This is a genomic window from Chromohalobacter sp. 296-RDG, from assembly GCF_029889885.1.
Taxonomy (GTDB): Bacteria; Pseudomonadota; Gammaproteobacteria; order Pseudomonadales; family Halomonadaceae; genus Chromohalobacter.
This window is the reverse complement of sequence record NZ_JARANY010000203.1, coordinates 1-1,358: the sequence shown is the minus strand read 5'-3', so window position 1 is coordinate 1,358 and position 1,358 is coordinate 1. Positions and strand designations below refer to the sequence as shown.

Below are 1,358 nucleotides of genomic sequence, written 5' to 3'. Positions count from 1 at the left end.
CCCGGACGACGCAACATGACGACTTACGGCAAGAAGCCGTCGCTTGGGGTGTAAATATGGACGACGAGTCAGGCCATGCTAGGGCGACGTTTCGTAGCCAAGGATGTCGTCATGACTCTCTCCACGCCTGCTGCCACGTCTGCCAATACGCCCAGCGAGACGCTCCCCGCGACGCCGGATTACGACGCCTGGCCGCTCGAGGTCGCCATCGCCGAGGTGCGCCCGACACCGCACCAGGTGGAAGTGCACTGGGAAGACGGTCGCACCAGCCAATACCACAGCATCTGGCTGCGTGAGAACGCCGCCGATGCCAGTACCGTCAACCCGGATACCCGCGAGCGTATTCTCGACCTCTCGCGTCTCGAAGACTGGCCCACCGTCAGCGAGGCGACTCTCGACGAGGCAGGCGCGTTGGTGATCGTCTTCGCGCCGGAGCAACGCCGCTTGCGCTTTCACCCCGGCTGGCTGCGCGCGCACGACTATACCCACCTGGCGGAACTCGATGCCCCACTGCCCCCCGCCACGTTATGGAAAGGCAGCGAGCGCAACGCGCCCACGACCCTCGATGCATACGACTGGCTCGACACCGACGCCGATCCCCAGGCGCTGGATACCTGCCTCGAACAAGCGCTGGAAGCCGTCATTGGCGAGGGCCTGGTGCGGCTACGCAATCTGCCCACCGAGCCCGGCAGCCTCGACGCCATCGCCCGTCGCATCGGTCCACCGCGCGCCACCAACTTCGGCACGCTGTTCGACGTGCGCGCCAAGCCGGACCCCGAGTCCAACGCCTATACCTCGATCGCTCTGCCGCCGCACGTCGACCTGCCCACCCGCGAGTATCAGCCAGGCCTACAGTTGCTGCACTGCCTGGAAAACGACACCGTCGGTGGCGAAGCGGTGATGATGGACGGTTTCGCCGTCGCCGAGGCCCTGCGCGAGCGTCATCCCGAGCACTTCGCGACGCTCACTCGCGTGCACTGGTGCTACGCCAACACCGCGCGCACTACCGATCACGTGTGGTACGCGCCGATGATCAAGCTCGATGACAACGGCGATTTCGACGAAGTCCGCATCGCCGACTTCCTGCGTGGCCCTTTGATGGCGCCGTTCGAGGACGTGGAGCCCGCCTATGCCGCCTTGATGGCCCTGCAACGCCTGCTGCGCGAGCCCGAATTCGCGCTGCGTTTCACCTACACGCCCGGCGACCTGGTGATCTTCGACAACCGTCGCCTACTGCATGCCCGTGACGCCTTCGATGTCGGCCAGGGCGGCCGGCGTTGGCTGCAAGGCTGCTATCTCGAGCGTGACGAAGCCCGCTCGCGGCTACGCATGCTACGCCGCGCCCACCGCCAGCAACG

At 66.1% G+C, this 1,358-nt stretch carries 1 protein-coding gene; it reads left to right on the top strand.

The window, feature by feature from the left end; genetic code table 11:
• Window positions 1-111: 111 nt before the first annotated feature.
• A partial coding sequence (locus OP495_RS17875) for a TauD/TfdA family dioxygenase (protein ID WP_280571127.1) occupies window positions 112-1,358 on the top strand: 1,247 nt, incomplete at its 3' end.